At 67.9% G+C, this 16,778-nt stretch carries 17 protein-coding genes; 11 read left to right on the top strand and 6 right to left on the bottom strand.

What is annotated here, in order from left to right; all coding sequences use genetic code 11:
• Nucleotides 1-29: 29 nt before the first annotated feature.
• The 5 genes from B0B01_RS09380 to B0B01_RS09360 all read right to left on the bottom strand — a co-directional run bounded on the left by B0B01_RS09380 (nucleotide 30) and on the right by B0B01_RS09360 (nucleotide 5,896).
• Nucleotides 30-581, bottom strand: coding sequence for a DUF3035 domain-containing protein (locus tag B0B01_RS09380; RefSeq protein ID WP_234967741.1), 552 nt, complete (start codon nucleotides 579-581; stop codon nucleotides 30-32).
• Nucleotides 582-625: 44 nt separating this feature from the next.
• The gene (gene lspA / locus B0B01_RS09375) at nucleotides 626-1,105 is read right to left on the bottom strand and encodes a signal peptidase II (RefSeq protein WP_076649628.1); all 480 of its coding nucleotides are present in this window, start codon (nucleotides 1,103-1,105) and stop codon (nucleotides 626-628) included.
• Between the two features lie 9 nt (nucleotides 1,106-1,114).
• Nucleotides 1,115-2,704, bottom strand: coding sequence for a bifunctional phosphoribosylaminoimidazolecarboxamide formyltransferase/IMP cyclohydrolase (gene purH / locus B0B01_RS09370; RefSeq protein WP_076650155.1), 1,590 nt, complete (start codon nucleotides 2,702-2,704; stop codon nucleotides 1,115-1,117).
• Nucleotides 2,705-2,805: 101 nt separating this feature from the next.
• Nucleotides 2,806-4,452 carry a heparinase II/III family protein gene (locus B0B01_RS09365; RefSeq protein WP_143733034.1) on the bottom strand — a complete coding sequence of 549 codons (1,647 nt, stop codon included), beginning with the start codon at nucleotides 4,450-4,452 and terminating at the stop codon, nucleotides 2,806-2,808.
• Nucleotides 4,453-4,621: 169 nt separating this feature from the next.
• Entirely contained in the window at nucleotides 4,622-5,896 is a 1,275-nt protein-coding gene (locus B0B01_RS09360; RefSeq protein ID WP_076649626.1) for an RsmB/NOP family class I SAM-dependent RNA methyltransferase, read from the bottom strand.
• Nucleotides 5,897-6,044: 148 nt separating this feature from the next.
• Between B0B01_RS09360 and B0B01_RS09355 the strand changes: the two genes are divergently transcribed.
• Together B0B01_RS09355 and B0B01_RS09350 are read left to right on the top strand one after the other, a co-directional pair.
• Nucleotides 6,045-6,227: a DUF1674 domain-containing protein gene (locus B0B01_RS09355; RefSeq protein WP_076649625.1), complete on the top strand. Its 183-nt coding sequence runs from the start codon at nucleotides 6,045-6,047 to the stop codon at nucleotides 6,225-6,227.
• 163 nt (nucleotides 6,228-6,390) lie between these two features.
• Nucleotides 6,391-7,719, top strand: a complete 1,329-nt coding sequence (locus B0B01_RS09350; RefSeq protein WP_076649624.1) for a glycosyltransferase family 4 protein — start codon at nucleotides 6,391-6,393, stop codon at nucleotides 7,717-7,719.
• 117 nt (nucleotides 7,720-7,836) lie between these two features.
• Here B0B01_RS09350 and dapB read toward each other — a convergent pair whose 3' ends face one another.
• On the bottom strand, nucleotides 7,837-8,646 hold the full coding sequence (gene dapB / locus B0B01_RS09345) for a 4-hydroxy-tetrahydrodipicolinate reductase (RefSeq protein ID WP_076649623.1): 810 nt from the start codon (nucleotides 8,644-8,646) through the stop codon (nucleotides 7,837-7,839).
• A gap of 90 nt (nucleotides 8,647-8,736) precedes the next feature.
• Here dapB and rbfA point away from each other — a divergent pair, with 90 nt between their 5' ends.
• The 9 genes from rbfA (at nucleotide 8,737) to B0B01_RS09300 (ending at nucleotide 16,706) form a co-directional block, all read left to right on the top strand.
• The gene (gene rbfA / locus B0B01_RS09340; protein ID WP_076649621.1) at nucleotides 8,737-9,132 is read left to right on the top strand and encodes a 30S ribosome-binding factor RbfA; all 396 of its coding nucleotides are present in this window, start codon (nucleotides 8,737-8,739) and stop codon (nucleotides 9,130-9,132) included.
• On the top strand, nucleotides 9,129-9,941 hold the full coding sequence (locus B0B01_RS09335; protein WP_234967740.1) for a phosphodiester glycosidase family protein: 813 nt from the start codon (nucleotides 9,129-9,131) through the stop codon (nucleotides 9,939-9,941). Before rbfA ends, B0B01_RS09335 begins: the two co-directional genes overlap by 4 nt.
• A gap of 65 nt (nucleotides 9,942-10,006) precedes the next feature.
• Nucleotides 10,007-10,912, top strand: a complete 906-nt coding sequence (truB, locus tag B0B01_RS09330) for a tRNA pseudouridine(55) synthase TruB (RefSeq protein WP_076649619.1) — start codon at nucleotides 10,007-10,009, stop codon at nucleotides 10,910-10,912.
• A gap of 5 nt (nucleotides 10,913-10,917) precedes the next feature.
• Nucleotides 10,918-11,427 (top strand): DUF1643 domain-containing protein, encoded by a 510-nt coding sequence (locus tag B0B01_RS09325; RefSeq protein WP_076649617.1) that lies wholly within the window; start codon nucleotides 10,918-10,920, stop codon nucleotides 11,425-11,427.
• 179 nt (nucleotides 11,428-11,606) lie between these two features.
• Nucleotides 11,607-11,876, top strand: coding sequence for a 30S ribosomal protein S15 (gene rpsO, locus B0B01_RS09320; protein WP_076649615.1), 270 nt, complete (start codon nucleotides 11,607-11,609; stop codon nucleotides 11,874-11,876).
• A 276-nt stretch (nucleotides 11,877-12,152) separates the two neighbouring features.
• Nucleotides 12,153-14,294, top strand: a complete 2,142-nt coding sequence (gene pnp / locus B0B01_RS09315) for a polyribonucleotide nucleotidyltransferase (RefSeq protein ID WP_076649613.1) — start codon at nucleotides 12,153-12,155, stop codon at nucleotides 14,292-14,294.
• Between the two features lie 74 nt (nucleotides 14,295-14,368).
• Nucleotides 14,369-15,118 carry a glycosyltransferase family 25 protein gene (locus B0B01_RS09310; protein ID WP_076649611.1) on the top strand — a complete coding sequence of 250 codons (750 nt, stop codon included), beginning with the start codon at nucleotides 14,369-14,371 and terminating at the stop codon, nucleotides 15,116-15,118.
• Nucleotides 15,119-15,282: 164 nt separating this feature from the next.
• On the top strand, nucleotides 15,283-15,894 hold the full coding sequence (locus tag B0B01_RS09305) for a hypothetical protein (protein ID WP_234967739.1): 612 nt from the start codon (nucleotides 15,283-15,285) through the stop codon (nucleotides 15,892-15,894).
• A complete protein-coding gene (locus tag B0B01_RS09300; protein WP_234967738.1) occupies nucleotides 15,879-16,706 on the top strand; it encodes a glycosyltransferase family 2 protein in 828 nt (275 codons plus the stop codon). The genes B0B01_RS09305 and B0B01_RS09300 overlap by 16 nt, the downstream gene beginning before the upstream one ends.
• The last annotated feature ends 72 nt before the right edge of the window (nucleotides 16,707-16,778 follow it).

The following is a 16,778-nucleotide window of genomic DNA, read 5'->3' as shown; positions in this document are numbered from 1 at the left end:
TGTCACGATTGTGAACGGCAACGTCAGGTTTATTTTCGCGTCTGCTTCTTCTCGGGCGGAGAAGAAGGCGTCGCCAGTCCGCCGGCGCGGGCCTGCCGCGTCACGCTGAACGGGTCGAGCGCCTGGTTCCTGTAGGCCTGTTCGTAGCGATCCACCGGGAAGAGGCGGAAGCCCGACCAGCGGGCCTGCTGGCGGCGGAATGCCTCGTCCTCGGCGGCAAGCGTCGCGCGGATGCCCTCGGGCACGCCATAGCGGCTGGCCCGTGCGACCAGCGCCGCATCCGAGGCCGGAACCGGCCCCGTGGGGTTGAGCGCACCGGAACTGCCGCCGAGCGAATCGACCGCCTCTCCGACCGGGTTCGTATCGGCAAGGTTCGGCTGGCCCGGCGCGGGCGGCGGCAGTGCGGACAGGTTCTGCGGCATGACAAGCGGTTTCACCGGCATCACGGCGAACTCTTCGGGGCCCTCGGAACTGCTGCGCAGGTCGCGCAGGTTCCCGTCCGAACATGCGCCCGTCACGAGACCCCCGGCCCCGAGAACCGTCGTCAAGATGATCGCGCCCAGCGGCCTCCGCATGGCCATCCTCCCATCAGTTTCGCCGTTTCTAACGCATTCGGAAGCCAAGGTCACGCGGCCTTTTTCCGCCCTTTTCCGCCGTCGAACAGGATCAGGCCAAGCGCCCCGGCAAAGATGAACACATCGGCAAGATTGAACACGAAAGGGTTGGCGATGCCGCAGCAGGACATGTTCAGAAAGTCGAGCACATAGCCGTAAAGCAGCCGGTCCGCCACATTGCCGAGCGCCCCTCCGACCAGAAGTCCGGCCGAGATCCGCATCATTATCCCGTGCCGGCGATGCCGCAGCCACCAGACCACCGCGACCGAGATCACGACTGAAAACCCGATCAGAAGCCAGCGCGCCAGTTCCGCATCGCTGTCGAGCAGGCCGAAATTGATGCCCCGGTTCTCGCCGTAGCGGAAATTCAGCACCGGCGGCAGAATATCCATGGAGCCGATCTGCGACAGCCCCATCATGTGCACGACCAAGTATTTGCTTGCCTGATCGGCGATGAGCGCACCAAGCGCGGCAAGGAAAATCACGAGCATCCTGTCGCCTCAGTGCCGGAAATGGCGCATGCCGGTGAACACCATGGCAAGCCCCGCCGCATCCGCCGCGGCGATCACCTCGTCGTCGCGCATCGACCCGCCGGGCTGGATCACCGCCCGCGCCCCCGCCTCGGCCGCGGTGATCAGCCCGTCGGCAAAGGGAAAGAACGCATCCGAGGCCACCACCGACCCTTGCGTCGGCACGGCGTCGAGCCCGAGCACCCCGGCCATGTCCTGCGCCTTGCGCGCGGCGATGCGGGTCGAATCGACCCGGCTCATCTGACCGGCGCCGATGCCGACCGTCGCGCCATCCTTTACATAAACGATGGCGTTCGATTTCACGTGTTTCGCGACCCGCCAGGCAAAAAGCATGTCCGCCAGTTCATCCGCTTCGGGCTGGCGCCGGGTCACGACCCGCAGATCCGCGGGCGTGATGCGGCCGTTGTCGCGCTCCTGCACGAGGAAACCGCCGCCGACCTGCCGCCAGGCCAGCCCGCCCGCGGCCGGATCGGCCAGCGCATCGGTCACGAGCAGGCGCAGGTTCTTCTTTGCGGCAAAAATGGCGCGGGCCTCCTCGTCGGCACCGGGGGCGATCACCACCTCGGTAAAAATCTCGGTGATTGCGCGGGCGGTTTCCCCGTCGAGCGCGCGATTGAGCGCGATGATGCCGCCGAAGGCGCTGGTGCGGTCGCAGTCGAAGGCCCGGCCGAAGGCCTCGGCCAGCGTCTGCCCCCGCGCGACGCCGCAGGGGTTCGCATGTTTGATGATCGCGCAGGCCGCCGCGTCATCGGCGGCGAATTCGCTCACGAGTTCGAACGCCGCATCGGTGTCGTTGATGTTGTTGTAGGACAGTTCCTTGCCCTGGATCTGCATCGCGCTCGCCACGCCGGGGCGGGTGCTGCCGTCGCGATAGAAGGCCGCCGCCTGATGCGGGTTCTCGCCATAGCGCAGCGGCTGGGCGAGGGTGCCCGCAAAGGCGCGCCGGCGCGGGGTGGCGACATCGGCGGCCCCCGCCATCCAGTTGCTGACCGCCGCATCATAGGCTGCGGTGCGCGCAAAGGCCGTCTGCGCAAGTTGCCGGCGAAATCCGGGGCTCGTCGCGCCGCCCATGGCCTCCATCTCGGCCAGAAGCGGGGCATAATCCGCGACATCGACCACCACGCTCACATGGGCGTGGTTCTTTGCCGCCGCCCGGATCATGGCCGGACCGCCGATGTCGATGTTCTCGACGCAGGTGGCGAAATCCGCGCCCTTCGCCACGGTTTCCTCGAACGGGTAAAGGTTCACCACCAAGAGGTCGATCGCCGCGATCCCGTGCCCCTCCATGGCGGCGCGGTGGCCTGGATCGTCGCGCAGCGCCAGAAGCCCGCCGTGGATCGCCGGGTGCAGCGTCTTGACCCGCCCGTCCATCATCTCGGGAAAGCCGGTCACATCGGCGACGTCGCGCACCAAAAGCCCCGCATCGCGCAGCGCCTTCGCCGTGCCTCCGGTCGAAAGCAGCTCCACCCCCTGCGTCGCGAGCGCGCGGCCAAGATCGACAAGCCCGGTCTTGTCCGAAACGGAAAGCAATGCACGGCGGATCGGGGTCTGGTCGGTCATCTGGGCCTCCGGAAAGCGTCCTTGCAGGCGACGGGCAAGGGGATGGCGCCCGCAGCGGGCATGTCGCGCAACGGCATAAAGCGCGGCGCGCATTGCCGCAATCAGCTTTCTGCAAGGGCGGGTCCGGGCTCCGGCATGGCGGGCGCGATCCGGTCATCGGGCGGGAGGTCGCGCAGGGCGACCGGGGCGCCCATGGGGCGCGCCAGTTCCCAGCGCAGCCGCGTCGCCGGGCCGCGCACGGTCCCGCGCAGCACGATCTGCCGGCCGGGGCGGGACCGCCCCTGTTCCGGGTCGTGATAGCGGCTTGGGTCAAGCGTCAGATCCGCATGACCGTCATGACTGAAGATCCAGCGCTCGCCATTCTTCAGCCGCAGCACCAGCGCCCCCTCCTCGTGCCCGACCTCCACATCCGGGTGCAGGTGCAGGCGGATCGCGAAACCGGGCCGCCCTGCCCCGCGCCGCAGGTGCCGCCGCAACCGGCGCTGGCTGCGCCCCTCGAGCGCAAGCAGCATGTCCTCCCCCGACAGGCGCCCGCCGTCGCGAGCAAGGTCGAGCCGGCGCACATGAGTGAGCCCAAGGCGGCGCAGATTGCCGTCATGCGCACCATGAAAGCCGAAGCCCTCCGCGCTCTCGTCCAGTTCGAAGGGCATGTTGCGCGGCACGCGGCCCGAGCCCGCCCCAAGTTCGAGCGTCGAGGCGCCGGCGCGCCGCCGACCGTCCCCGGGCGCTGCGCCGCTCACGATCAGCGGCCGCCGCCCCACGGTCATCTCGAAGGCCAGCACCGACATGGCCCTTTCCCCGGCCCCAATGGGCGGCGGCGCGGCGTCGATGAGCACGCTCGTGCGGCGCGCGGCAAGGCGGACAAACCCCATCACCGGCCCGGCCGAGCGCGCACGGTTGCGGCTTGCGGCAAGCACATGCTCGAACGCGCCCGAAACGCTGCGGCTGCCGCCATGGAACTGCGCAAGCCCGCCGTCCGCATGGGCGAGCGCCCGCAGATCCGGCACCAGCGCCTCGATCGCCGCCGAAACCGCGGGCGGCGCGCCGCGGCCGACCGCCTCGAGCGCCTGAACGGTATCGGTGAGCAGCACCAGCAGATCGAGCAGCGCCCCGGGATCGCGCGCCTCCATGACCGGGCGCGCGATGCCGCCGCCGCATTCGCGGGCAAGCGCGCGCAGGCCCTGATCGGCAAACCTGTCATGCCCCTCGAGCGCAAGCCCCGCGCGAATGAGCCCGGCCAGCGCCTCGACCCGGGGCAGGCCGGCCGCCGCCCCGCGCCAGCGCCGCGCCAGGAACCGCGCCTGCCGCGAAAGCGCCCGGAAGAAATCCGCCCGCGCGGCACCCTCCATCCCGGCCAGCAGGAAGGGGGCATGGTCGATCATGCGCCGCAGTCGCGCCCCGGCGATATCCGCCCGCCATCCCGGTCCGCGCCCCCGGCCGTAGCGCGCGACCCAGTCCCGCGCCCAGCGCTGCGCAAGCCCGCGCGCGGGCGCGCTGCCAAGCGCCGCAAGGTCGTCGAGCCAGCGGAAATCCTGCCGTGCGGTCTCGAATCCGGGCGCGCGCGCGGCTGTGTCCCAGATCGTGCCCGCGCCTTCGCCCTCGCCGGCGCCGATCCGCTGCCCGCCAAGCTCCGCCTCGCCCGACAGGACAAGCTGCCCGCGCAGGGGGCTGCCGGTGCTGCGCGGGACCGGTTCGGTGACAAAATCTGAAATCGGGCGCGCGGCACGGGCCAGCCGTGCGTGGATCACATCGGAAAGCCCTGTCCCCGGCCGGCGCGGGGCTGCGGCGCGGGCCCTGCGCGGCGGGCCTTGGGTGAGGGGCGCGGATGACATCGCCCGCAACATATCACCTGCGCACCCGCGAGTCATGACGGATAGGGACATCCGGGCCAAGGCGGTCTCGGTCAGACGGCCCTGTTCAGGTGGCCCTGTTCAGGCGGGCGATGAAAAAGCCGTCCATTCCGCCGATGTCGGGCCAGTAGTCCGGGCGCAGGCGCAGACCGCCGGGGGGCGTGATCCAGCCGGGCTCGACCCCCGGGCGCATCAGGGCGGCGCGGTCGGCCGCGGCGCCGGGTAATGTTGCCAGCGCCCGCTCAAGCTGCGCCTCGCCCTCGGCCGAAAGCAGCGAGCAGGTGCAGAACACGAGCCGCCCGCCCGGACGCACCAGCGTCCAGGCATGGTCGATCAGCCGCTCCTGCAACGCGACCAGCGGGGCGATGGCGTCCGCATCGCGCACATGGGGCAGGTCCGGGTGCCGGCGCAGCGTGCCGGTGGCGGAACAGGGCGCATCAAGCAGAACCGCGTCATATGCCCCGCTCTCGGCCAGCGCATCGTTGGCACGGATATCCGCCCGCAGCCCGGTGCGGGCAAGGTTGGCGCGCAGCCGCCCGAGCCGCGCCTCCGAAATATCGACCGCCGTCACTTCCGCTCCGGCGGCCGCAAGCTGCAGCGTCTTGCCCCCCGGCGCAGCGCAGAGGTCGAGCACCGATTCGCCCGCGCGCGGATCAAGCACCCGCACCGGCATGGAGGCCGCCGCATCCTGCACCCACCACGCGCCCGACTCGTATCCCGGCAGCGCCGAGACCTGCCCCGCCGTCCCGATCCGGAGCGATCCGTTCGGCAGCAGATGCGCGCCCTGCGCCATCAGATCATCGCTCGCGGCACCGGGTTTCAATGTGATGTCGAGCGGCGCACCGGCGAGATGCGCGCGCTCCATCGCGGCGACCGCAGGCGCGCCCCATGCGGCAACGAGCGGGTCGCGCAGCCAGCCGGCCATGCGCGGCACCGGCAGCCCCGCCCAGGCCGCGGATGCCGTCCCGGCCACCCGGCGCAGCACCGCGTTCACGAGCCCCTTCAGCCGGGCATGGGCGCGATCGGTGCCGATGATGCCGACATAGGCATTGACGACCCCGTGCGCCGCCGCGCCCCCGGCAAGCTCGACCGTGCCGAGGCGCAGCGCGTTCCGGACCCGGAGCGGCGGCGGACGCCTGAGATGGGCGGCAAGCAGGTGGTCGGCCCGGTCCAGCCCGCGCAGGGTCTCGACCGCAAGGCGCTGCGCGCGGGCGCGCTCGGGCGGGGGCAGCGCGTCGAGCGCCCCGGAGCCGAGCACATCGCCAAGCAGCCGGCGTTCCCCCAGCACCTGCCCGAGCAGATCGAGCGCCGCCCGCCGCGCGGATTTTCCGCCTTCTGTCATGCGCCCCGTCCCGCTTTGCCCGAACCGCCCCGGCTCCCGGCCTTGTCCCCGTCGGCCCCGCGCATATATCATTGCCCCCGCACAAGGAACCCGCCGCGGGACTCGAAGGCGGGGCTCCGGCCAGGAAACCTCTTGAGGAACGGCAGTCATGAGCGAGCCATCCCCCCCCTCCCTGCCCCCCGAGGCAAAGCGCGCGCTGGCCGAGGCCGAGGCCCGGCGCAAGGCGGCCGCCGCCGCGGCCCCGGCGCCGCGCGAGATCGGCGGCCGCGACGGCCCCGATCCCGCACGCTATGGCGATTGGGAAAAGAAAGGGCTTGCCGTCGATTTCTGACCCCCGGCCCGGCGCATTGGCCGGCCGCGACCTTGCCCGTCATGACCGGCCAGGTGATCGGCCGCCACGATCGGGCCATCATCCTGCCCGACATATGACACTCGCCTGATGCGCGGCTTCGTGTCAGGATCGCGCGAAAAGGGTTCGGGAGGTGGTCGGAACCATGACCAGACGATTGCGCGTGCTCATGATCGCCGAGGCGGCGAATCCCGAATTCGTCAGCGTGCCGCTGGTCGGCTGGTCGGTCTGCGCGGCGATGCGGCAATTGCACGACGTCCATATCGTCACCCAGGTGCGCAACCGCGAGGCCTTCCTGCGGGCGGGGCTGATCGAGGGGCAGGATTTCACCGCGATCGATTCGGAACGCCTCGCCGCGCCGCTGTGGAAGCTCGCGACCTTCCTGCGCATGGGCGAGGGCAAGGGCTGGACCACGCTGCAGGCGATTTCGGCACTGTCCTACGGGTATTTCGAGCGCCTGCTCTGGCGCGCGTTCCGGCAGCGCATCGCTTCGGGCGAATTCGACGTGGTGCACCGGGTGACGCCGCTCACGCCGACCGTTTCGAGCGCCGTCGCCGCCAAGGTGGCGGCCTGCGGGGTGCCCTTCGTCATGGGGCCGCTGAACGGGGGCGTGCCCTGGCCGCGGGGCTTCGACCGCGAGCGGCGGCGCGAGCGCGAATGGCTGTCCTATATCCGCAACATCTACAAGCTGGCGCCGGGGCGGAAGAGGACGCTCGCAAGTGCCGCTGCGATCATCGTCGGCTCGCGCCACACAGAAAGCGAGATCCCGGCCGCCCATCGCGCACGCTGTGTCTATATCCCGGAAAACGCCGTGGATCTCGCACGGTTCAACACCCGCGCGAATCCGGATGACCAGACCCCGCTGCGCGTCGGTTTCGTCGGACGCCTCGTGCCCTACAAGGGCGCCGACATGCTGATCGAGGCGGCGGCGCCGCTGCTGGAGGATGGCCGGCTCCGGCTCGAGATCATCGGCGACGGGCCGATACGGGGCGAACTCGAGGCGCTGGCTGAACGTTCGGGTGCGGGGCAGGTGACGTTCCACGGCTGGGTCGAACATCGCGAGGTGCAGCGGATCCTGGCCTCCTGCGCGGTGCTCGGCTTTCCCTCGATCCGCGAATTCGGCGGCGGGGTCGTGCTCGAGGCCATGGCGATCGGGGTCGTCCCGCTCGTGGTCGATTACGCCGGACCGGGCGAGCTGGTCGGGACGCAAACCGGGTTCAAGGTGCCGATCGGGCCGCGCGACGCGATCATTGCCGGGCTGCAGCAACGGCTGGCCTGGCTTTGCGAGAACCCCGCGGCGGTGCGGGCCGCGGCCGCCGCGGGCACGGCGCTGGTTGCGTCGCATTTCACCTGGGAGCGCAAGGCGGAACAGATCGGCGAGGTCTATGCCTGGGTGCTCGGCGAGCGGGCCGAGCGGCCGGATCCGTTCCGGGGCCTGCCCGATGCCACGGGCGGGGGTGATTCGGACCGATGATCTGCCGGCTGCGCGGGATGCCCCGACCGGGCCGGGGCTCTGCCCCGGACCCCGGGATATTTCCGGCCAGAAGAAGGCATGTCCGCCGGGCTGCTACAGCGGCGATGCGGCCCGGGCTCAGAGGCCGAGCACGTCGGTCATGTCATATTCGCCGGGGGGCCGGCCGAGGCCCCAGAGCGCCGCGCGCAGGGCGCCGCGCGCGAAGATCGCCCGGTCGGTCGCCACGTGGCTGAGGACGAGGCGCTCGCCCTTTCCGGCGAACATCACGTCATGTTCGCCGACGATATCGCCGCCGCGGACCACGGCAAAGCCGATGTCGCCGCGCCGCCGCGCACCGGTATGGCCGTCGCGCGCGCGGTCTGACACCTCGGCAAGGGGGACACCGCGCCCTTTTGCGGCGGCCTCGCCCAGCATCAGGGCCGTTCCCGAGGGGGCATCGACCTTGCGGTTGTGGTGGGCCTCGATCACCTCGATGTCGAAATCCTCGTCCAGGGCCGCCGCGACCCGCTGCACGAGCCCGGCCAGAAGGTTGACACCGAGGCTCATGTTCCCCGCGCGGATCATGACCGCGCGCTGCGCGTGGTCCTGCAGCCCGGCGAGCTGTGATTCGGAAAACCCTGTGGTGCCGATCACGTGCACAAATCCCCGCTCTGCCGCGAGGGCGGCGAATTCGAGGCTCGAATCGGGACTGGTGAAGTCGATCACCGCATCGGCCCCGGCAAGGGCGCGCGCGGGGTCGTCACTGGCCACGATCCCGAGCGCGCTGCCGCCCATGGCCTCGCCCGGATCGCGCCCGGCCCAGTCGTGCCCCGGGCGCACCAGCAGGCCTCCGAGCCGTGCCTGTCCGCTGTCGCGGATCACATGGATGAGCATCTGCCCCATGCGTCCGGCGGCCCCTGCGACCGCGATCACCGGCAAATCCGTCATGCTGCTGTTTCCCTTGCTGCGCTTTTTCTGTTCCCTAGCCAATCCCGCAGCGCTTGGCAAAGCGCCCGCAAGCGCCTAGATCCACGCGGCATGAGCAAGAACAGGTTTCACGAGGGCCCCGGCCCGTCGCAGCGGCAGTTGCGCGTCGGCGAACTGATCCGCCGCCGCCTATCCGAGATCCTCGCCCGCGGCGAGGTCCATGACCCCGATCTGCAGCGGATGTCGATCACGGTGGGCGAGGTGCGGGTTTCGCCCGATCTGCGTGTGGCCACGGCCTATGTGCTGCCGCTTGGCGGCGAGGGGCAGGATAGGGTGGTGAAGCTGCTTGCCGGGAATCACGCCGAACTGCGCCGCCTGCTGGCGAAGGGGCTTGCGCTCAAGTTCGCGCCCGAGCTCCGGTTCCGTCTCGACGAGACGTTCGACCGCATGGACGAGACCCGCCGGCTGCTCGACCAGGAGGCGGTGCGCCGCGATCTGGAGGAATGAGGCGCGGGCCGGCCAGCGCGATCATTGCCGTGATGGCCACCATGGTCGCCCTTATGGTCGCCGGCAGTGCCGGGGCGGCCGCCGGTCCGGCGGCACATTCCGGCGGCGCGCCGGAGGCCGAGGGCGGGGTCGATTGCCGCGAGCTCGAATATGACGGCAACCGCTACAGCATCTGCGAGGTCGACAGCGCCGCCGCCGATCTGCGGCTGTTCCTGCGCGATCCGTCGGGCCGGGTGCTCGGACAGTTCCGGACCATCGATTCCCTGCTCGGGCAGGAAGGGCGCCGCCTCGTCTTTGCCATGAATGCGGGCATGTATCATTCGGACCGCGCGCCGGTCGGGCTTTATGTCGAGGACGGGAGCGAGGAGCACGGCGCCGTGATCGAGCCCGGCCCCGGCAATTTCGGCCTGCTGCCGAACGGGATCTTCTGTATCCGCAAGGGCCGCGCGGATGTGTTCGAGACCCGCGCCTTTATCGAATCGGGCACGGAATGCGACCATGCGACCCAATCCGGCCCGATGCTGGTGATCGGGGGCGAGCTTCATCCCCGGTTCCTGATCGACAGCACCTCGCGCTATATCCGCAACGGCGTGGGCACGAGCGCCGACGGACGGCGCGCGGTCTTTGCGATCTCGCGCAGCGGGGTCACGTTTCACGAATTCGGGCGGTTCTTCCGCGACGGGCTGAAGCTGCCCGATGCGCTTTATTTCGATGGCAACATCTCGCGCCTTTATGCGCCGGGGCTCGGGCGCAACGATTTCGGCTTTGCCATGGGGCCGGTGGTCGGGGTGACGGTGCCCCGCGACTGAACCGGCAATTGACGGCGGCGGAACCATTGGCTAGGCGGCCGCGCCGGAGCAAAAGGAAAGACCCCATGGCACGCAGGAAAAAGGGCCGCGACATTTCGGGCTGGCTGGTGATCGACAAGCCCGCGGGCCCGACCTCGACCGCGGTGGTGAACAAGGTGCGCTGGGCGCTGGACGCGCGTAAGGCCGGCCATGCCGGAACCCTCGACCCCGAGGCAACCGGGGTGCTGGCGGTGGCGCTGGGCGAGGCGACCAAGACCGTGCCCTTCATCACCGATGCGCTCAAGGCCTACGAATTCACCGTGCGATTCGGGGCGGCCACCAACACCGACGATGCCGAGGGAGAGGTGATCGCGACCAGCGATGCGCGCCCGGCGGATGACGACATCCGCGCCGCGCTCAAAGGCTTCACCGGCGACATCATGCAGGTGCCGCCGCAGTTTTCCGCGGTCAAGATCGACGGTGAACGCGCCTATCATCTGGCCCGGGAGGGCGAGGAACTGGAACTTGCCGCGCGTCCGCTCTGGGTCGATGAACTGGTGCTCGTCTCGCGCCCCGACGCCGATCACGCGGTGCTGCGGATGGTCTGCGGCAAGGGCGGCTATGTGCGCGCCCTTGCCCGCGATCTGGGCGAGGCGCTCGGCTGCCTGGGTCATGTGACGCAATTGCGGCGGGTCTGGTCGGGGCCTTTCGATGCCGAGGACGGGATCACGATGGAGACCCTCGAACGCCTGGCCCGCAGCCCCGAACTCGACACGCATCTGCTGCCGCTCGAGGCGGGGCTTGCCGATCTGCCGGAACTCCCCTGCACGGCAGAGGGTGCGGCGCGGCTGCGCAACGGGAATCCGGGCATGGTGCTTGCCTCGGAGGTCGAATACGGCGAGGAGGCCTGGGCCTCGCATGAGGGACAGGCGATCGCGGTCGGGCGCTACCGGGCGGGCGAATTGCACCCGAGCCGGGTGTTCAACCGCTGACCCCCGTGATCACCCGCAGCCATATCAAGGGCGACGCGCCGTCATGGGCGGTCTATTCGGACTGCGAGCGCTATCGCTACAGCCTCACGCGGATCTGGGACGCTTCGGGGACGCGCGCGCATTTCGTGATGCTCAACCCCTCCACCGCGACCGAGGTGCAGAACGATCCGACCGTCGAGCGTTGCGAACGCCGCGCGCGGGCGCTCGGCTTCGGCGCGTTCCGCGTGACCAACATCTTTGCCTGGCGCGACACCGACCCCCGCGCCCTGCGCCGGACTGCCGATCCGGTCGGCCCCGAAAACGACGTGGCGATCCGCGAGGGGCTGGCCTGGGCGGACCGCACCATCGCCGCCTGGGGCAGCCACGGCGACTTTCTGGGGCGGGGTGCCGAGGTTGCGCTGCTGCTGCGGGCGGCGGGCCGGCCGGTGTGGCATCTGGGGCTTACGAAAGGCGGGCAGCCGCGGCATCCGCTTTACCTGCCCTATGCGCAGGAACCCGAACACTGGGCGATTTGACACTGGACGATTTGGAGCGCCCGCGCCAGTTTCCCTTTGCCTTTGCGGATGAACCCGTCTAGAGGCACGGCATCCACCCGGTCCGGCTTGCGGAACGGGCGGAAGAACTCCATGGGCCCTGGCTGGACGACATCCCGGCCCTGCGCCATGACCATCACCGAAAATCGAAGGAGACCCCGATGTCGATCACTGCCGAAGACAAGCAGCGTCTGATCAAGGAATATGCCACCAAGGACGGCGACACCGGATCGCCCGAGGTGCAGGTTGCGCTTCTGACCCATCGCATCACCAATCTGACCGAGCATTTCAAGACGCACAAGAAAGACAACCACAGCCGCCGTGGCCTTTTGATGCTGGTCGCCCAGCGCCGCAAGCTTCTGGATTACGTCAAGAAGCACAACGAAGAGCGCTACCGCGACCTTATCAAGCGCCTCGGGCTGCGCCGCTGAACCGCGCCTTTCCCGAACCGTGCGGGGCGTGGACGACGCCCTGCCGCGACAAGGACAACGGGGCCGCGAGCCGGAGAATGGGCGCGCGGCCCTTTGCCTGCACGAGGGGTATGGCCCCGTGCGGGGGCGCTTCCTATTGCAGCGAATGTGCTGTATGGCCCCGAAATCCGAGATCGGCGCCCGGACTCCAGCGCCCGTGAATATCAAGAACCCGGAGTCAGGGGGAATTCGCCCCCTACGCAATGGCCGCACTGACGGCCGAGACAGGAAACCCACATGTTCAACGTAACGACGAAATCTATGACGTGGGGGGAAGAGACCCTCACCCTGGAAACGGGCAAGGTGGCCCGTCAGGCCGACGGCTCGGTGATCGCCACGCTTGGCGAGACCAGCGTCATGGCCAACGTGACCTTTGCCAAGGCGGCAAAGCCCGGTCAGGATTTCTTTCCGCTGACCGTCCATTATCAGGAAAAATACTATGCCGCGGGCAAGGTGCCGGGCGGCTTCTTCAAGCGCGAGGCGCGCCCGACCGAAAAGGAAACCCTGACCGCGCGGCTGATCGACCGTCCGATCCGGCCGCTGTTCGCCCCCGGTTTCCGCCACGAAGTGCTGGTGATGTGCACCGTGCTCAGCCACGACCTGGTGAACGACCCCGATATCGTGGCGATGATCGCCGCCTCGGCCGCGCTCACCATTTCCGGCGTGCCCTTCATGGGGCCGATCGCCGGCTGCCGTGTCGGCCTCGAGGGCGGGCAATATGTGCTGAACCCGACCGTTGACGACATGCAGGATCTGCGCAGCAACCCCGAGCAGAAACTCAACCTCGTGGTCGCCGGCACCCGCGATGCGGTGATGATGGTCGAATCCGAGGCCTATGAGCTTTCCGAGGCCGAGATGCTCGGCGCGGTGACCTTTGCCCATGAGCAGATCCAGCCGGTGGTCGACCTGATCATCAGCCTGGCCGAAGCCGCCGCCAAGGAACCCTTTGCCTTTGCCCCGCCGGATTATTCGGCGCTTTACGAGGCGGTGAAAGCCGCGGGCGAAGACCAGATGCGCGCCGCCTTTGCCATCACCGACAAGCAGGAACGCACCGCCGCCGTCGCGGCCGCCGCCGTGGCGATCACCGAAAGCCTGTCGGAAGAGCAGCGCGAGGATGAAAACCTCGGCGCGGCGATCAAGGATCTGGAAGCCGCGATCCTGCGCGGCGACGTGGTGAAGACCGGCAAGCGCATCGACGGGCGCCGCACCGACGAGATCCGCCCGATCATCGCCGAGGCCGGGCTGCTGCCGCGCACCCACGGATCGGCCCTGTTCACCCGGGGCGAGACGCAGGCGCTTGCCGTGACCACGCTCGGCACCGGCGACGACGAACAGATCATCGACGCGCTGCACGGGAACTTCCGCGAGAATTTCCTGCTGCATTACAACTTCCCGCCCTATTCCGTGGGCGAGGTCGGGCGCGTCGGCGCACCGGGGCGGCGCGAGGTCGGCCATGGCAAGCTCGCCTGGCGGGCGCTGCAGGCGGTGCTGCCGCCGGCAACCGATTTCCCCTATACGATCCGCGTCGTGTCGGAAGTGACCGAAAGCAACGGGTCGAGCTCGATGGCTTCGGTCTGCGGTTCCTCGCTGTCGATGATGGACGCGGGCGTTCCGCTCAAATCCGCGGTCGCGGGCGTGGCCATGGGGCTGATCCTCGAGGATGACGGCTCCTACGCGATCCTGACCGACATCCTTGGCGACGAGGATCACCTCGGCGACATGGATTTCAAGGTGGCCGGGACGGAACAGGGCATCACCAGCCTGCAGATGGACATCAAGGTGAGCGGCATCACCGCCGAGATCATGGAACGGGCGCTTGAACAGGCCCGCGCCGGGCGGCTGCATATCCTGGGCGAGATGAGCAAGGCGCTGAGCAGCGCCGGCAGCTTCAGCGTGCACGCGCCCCGGATCGAGACCATGCAGATCCCGACCGACAAGATCCGCGAAGTGATCGGTTCGGGCGGCAAGGTGATCCGCGAGATCGTCGAGACCTCGGGCGCCAAGGTCGACGTGAACGACGACGGTGTGATCAAGATCGCCTCTCCCGACGCGGCGGCGATCGAAAAGGCCCGCGACATGATCCACTCGATCGTGGCCGAGCCCGAAACCGGCCATATCTACAACGGCACGGTGGTCAAGATCGTCGATTTCGGCGCCTTCGTGAACTTCTTCGGCAAGCGCGACGGCCTGGTTCACGTCAGCCAGATCGCCAACCAGCGCCTTGGCCACCCCTCCGAAGCGCTCAAGGAAGGCCAGGAGGTCAAGGTCAAGCTGCTCGGCTTCGACGACCGCGGCAAGGTCCGGCTCGGCATGAAGATGGTCGATCAGGACAGCGGCCAGGAGATTGCCGAAAAGAGGAGCGAGCCGCGGGACGAGTAAGTCGTAGCGCTTCCACTGACAGGAGCCACGGCAGTGCCGTGGCTCCTTTACATTAATCGCTCGAGGTTATCACGATGCAGACGGATTGGCCGATTTTCGTGTTGACGCTAGAGGGTGACGACGACCGCCGAGCAGAGCTGGCAAACACTCTGGAAAGACAGGGACTGTCTTACGAGTTGGTAATGGGGGTCGACGGGCGGGCCGGCCTTCCGGCTGAATATGAGAAACTGGTCGACCGCAATGCGGCAACAGAATCTCTTGGCCGGCCAATGACCGATGGCGAATTTGCATGCGCATTATCCCATCGGGCTGTTTATAAACGTATACTGGACGAAAATCTGCCCGGGGCGATCATTCTGGAGGACGACGCAATCCTGAAGCCGTCGTTCGGGGACTTCGTGCGCGCACGCGATTACGAAAAAGCCCCTATGATCCTGGCTTATTACGCTTATGGACGCGCTGTCCGGTTCACTCGACGCATTGTCAGTCAGGGCACCCTGCATCGGGCGGCGGTGCAATGTACCATGGCTTGCGCATATACGATTTCTCAGACTGCTGCCGGCCGTCTTTTGAAAGCGACCACGCCGGTCAAAAGCCCCGCCGACTGGCCTTGTTCGCTTTATGAACTGGATGCGTGGTTAATGGTTCCACGCTTGGCATCCCATCAAATTCCGGGACCTCAATGCACCTCGCATCTGGAAATGCAGCGCGGATTGCTCGAATCCAGACGTGCGGAAAACTCTTCAACGCATCGCAGGAGTATTCGTGAGGAATTTCGTCGCAAGCTGTCAGTCCGTGTGGGCAGACATCGAGGCGAACGATGACCGATACTGTCAACATCCTCTGCATGAAATGGGGCACTCTCTACGGTCCGGAATATGTGAACAACCTGTTCCGGGGTGTCCAGCGGAACCTGTCGCGGCCGCATCGGTTCGTCTGTTTTACCGATGATCCCGCCGGGCTCCTGCCGGGGGTCGAGGCGCTCCCGTTGCCCGACCTGGGCTTGCCTCCCGGTCATACGGATACCCGCTGGCGCAAGCTGGCGTTGTTTCGGCGGGATCTGGCCGGTCTGTCGGGCACGGCCCTGTTTCTGGATCTCGACCTGGTTGTTGTTGACCGCCTGGAGCCGTTCTTCGATCTGCCGGGCGAGTTTTTCATCATCCGCGACGATGATCTTTTTCGCCCGAAGCCGCTGCGAAAGATAAACCCGGCCCGTGACACATTCCTGCATTCGGTTGGCAATTCGTCGGTATTCCGTTACGAAATAGGTCGGCATTCCTATATTCTGGATGCCTTCCTGTCCGATCCCGCCGCGGCCACCGAAAGTTACGAAATTAGCCAGCAATTCCAAAGCGCGCAACTGGCGGCCCATGGCAACCTGCATTACTGGCCCCGCGGCTGGTGCGTCAGTTTCAAGAACGACTGCGTGCCGCGTGGCCTGCGCAACTGGTATAGGGAACCCGTGCTTCCCGATGGTGCCCGGATCGTCGTATTTGCCGGCGAGCCGAAAATGGCCGATGTCTTTGCCGGTCATGGCGGGCGCTGGTATCGTCGCATCGGCAAGATCGACTGGCTGCAAAAGGCATGGCAAAGACCATGATCGGCGACACATTCCGGCAATTCAAACACCGTCGCCGTCTGGCCCGGGCGCGGGCCGAACTGCACGCGCGCCCGGACGGGGGCGCGGCGCATGGCCTGCCGGGCAGGCTGGTCGTCTCGCTGACCAGCTATCCGGCGCGTTTCGGAACGCTGGGCCTGACCCTCGCCTGCCTGCTGCGGCAGACGGTGCGGCCCGATCGGATAATCCTCTGGCTTGCAGATGATGACCTGCAGCACTTGCCGGCAGAGGTCGCCTCGCTGCCCGGGGTCGATGTGCTGACCTGCCCGGACTTCCGCTCCTACAACAAGATCGTGCCGACCCTTCTGCTCCATCCGGACGCCTTCGTAGTGACGGCCGACGACGACGTCTATTATCCGCACGGCTGGCTGGCCGGGCTTGTCGCCGCCGCTTCCGCCGGGGCGCCGGTCGCCTGTCACCGCGCGCACCGCGTCGTGCTGCGCGGAGCCGGGCCGGCCTCCTATGACGTCTGGCAACACAACATGGACCGGCCCGAACACTCGCCCATGGTCTTTCCGACCGGTGTGTCGGGGGTGATTTACGCCCCGGGCATATTCCATTCGGATGTCGTGCGGGATGATCTGTTCACCACGCTGGCGCCGACCTCGGACGATATCTGGCTGTACTGGATGTACCGCCTGAACGGAATTGATGCACAAAAGATCGGCCACCGCGTCCGGATACTGGAATGGCAGGGCAGCCAGGGCCAGAGCCTGCGTGACGCAAACACGCAGGGCACAGGCAACGACCGCGCCCTTGCCGCGATGATCGCACATTACGGCTGGCCCGGCTGAGAAAGCGCCCTAAGTAAGCCGCGCGCACACCTGCGCAGGCGGGACACGACATACGGGCAGACAGCAGAACAC

It is taken from the genome of Pontibaca methylaminivorans (genome assembly GCF_900156525.1).
Taxonomy (GTDB): domain Bacteria; phylum Pseudomonadota; class Alphaproteobacteria; order Rhodobacterales; family Rhodobacteraceae; genus Pontibaca; species Pontibaca methylaminivorans.
This window is presented reverse-complemented; position numbering and strand designations above follow the sequence as displayed.

Bases quoted from the DNA above. Each gene is read 5' to 3' on its own strand.
- purH (WP_076650155.1), bottom strand. From the start codon at position 2,704: ATGACCGACCAGACCCCGATCCGCCGTGCATTGCTTTCCGTTTCGGAC.
- B0B01_RS09360 (WP_076649626.1), bottom strand. From the start codon at position 5,896: ATGACAGAAGGCGGAAAATCCGCGCGGCGGGCGGCGCTCGATCTGCTC.
- B0B01_RS09310 (WP_076649611.1), top strand. From the start codon at position 14,369: ATGCAGACGGATTGGCCGATTTTCGTGTTGACGCTAGAGGGTGACGAC.
- B0B01_RS09335 (WP_234967740.1), top strand. From the start codon at position 9,129: ATGAGGCGCGGGCCGGCCAGCGCGATCATTGCCGTGATGGCCACCATG.
- B0B01_RS09350 (WP_076649624.1), top strand. From the start codon at position 6,391: ATGACCAGACGATTGCGCGTGCTCATGATCGCCGAGGCGGCGAATCCC.
- dapB (WP_076649623.1), bottom strand. From the start codon at position 8,646: ATGACGGATTTGCCGGTGATCGCGGTCGCAGGGGCCGCCGGACGCATG.
- rbfA (WP_076649621.1), top strand. From the start codon at position 8,737: ATGAGCAAGAACAGGTTTCACGAGGGCCCCGGCCCGTCGCAGCGGCAG.
- lspA (WP_076649628.1), bottom strand. From the start codon at position 1,105: ATGCTCGTGATTTTCCTTGCCGCGCTTGGTGCGCTCATCGCCGATCAG.
- B0B01_RS09300 (WP_234967738.1), top strand. From the start codon at position 15,879: ATGGCAAAGACCATGATCGGCGACACATTCCGGCAATTCAAACACCGT.
- B0B01_RS09355 (WP_076649625.1), top strand. From the start codon at position 6,045: ATGAGCGAGCCATCCCCCCCCTCCCTGCCCCCCGAGGCAAAGCGCGCG.
- rpsO (WP_076649615.1), top strand. From the start codon at position 11,607: ATGTCGATCACTGCCGAAGACAAGCAGCGTCTGATCAAGGAATATGCC.
- B0B01_RS09380 (WP_234967741.1), bottom strand. From the start codon at position 581: ATGGCCATGCGGAGGCCGCTGGGCGCGATCATCTTGACGACGGTTCTC.
- truB (WP_076649619.1), top strand. From the start codon at position 10,007: ATGGCACGCAGGAAAAAGGGCCGCGACATTTCGGGCTGGCTGGTGATC.
- pnp (WP_076649613.1), top strand. From the start codon at position 12,153: ATGTTCAACGTAACGACGAAATCTATGACGTGGGGGGAAGAGACCCTC.